The organism is Candidatus Schekmanbacteria bacterium RIFCSPLOWO2_02_FULL_38_14, from assembly GCA_001790855.1.
Taxonomy (GTDB): domain Bacteria; phylum Schekmanbacteria; class GWA2-38-11; order GWA2-38-11; family GWA2-38-11; genus 2-02-FULL-38-14-A.
Map to the genome: position 1 here is coordinate 1 of MGDH01000003.1, position 596 is coordinate 596.

At 43.5% G+C, this 596-nt stretch carries 1 pseudogene; it reads right to left on the reverse strand.

Features of this window, described 5'->3' with window-relative positions:
- A pseudogene (locus A3H37_02510) lies at positions 1-577 on the reverse strand (NADH dehydrogenase).
- Between the last annotated feature and the right edge of the window lie 19 nt (positions 578-596).

The window sequence follows — 596 nt, forward strand, 5'->3', positions numbered from 1 at the left end:
CATATTCATCAATACGGTCCGGAAATATTTCAATAAATTTGTTTGCTCTCTCTATAAAGCCTTCAGGTAAGTCTTCTGAAACCCCGCCAATTCTCATATAATTATATGTAAGCCTTGCGCCGCACAGCATTTCAAAAAGGTTGAGTATCTCCTCCCTTTCCCTGAAGCAGTAAAGGAACACAGTAATAGCCCCTATGTCCATTGCGTGGGTTGCAAGCCAGATAAGATGGCTTGCAATTCTCTGAAGCTCTGCCACTATCACTCTTATATATTCAGCCCTCTCAGGAACCTTTACATCCATCAGTTTTTCAACTGCCAGAACATAGGCAAGATTATTGGACATGGAAGCCAGATAATCTAACCGGTCAGTAAGAATTATTGCCTGCTTGTAGTCCCTGTGCTCTGCAAGCTTTTCAACTCCCCTGTGCAGGTATCCAATTACTACTTCGCAATCTGTTACCTTTTCTCCGTCAAGGGTGAGCAGAATGCGCAAAACACCGTGGGTGCTTGGATGCTGGGGACCCATATTGACTACAATTTCTTCTGTCCCAAAACCTTCTCTTTGCTTTGCTTCCATCTCTTCTCTCTAAAAACGG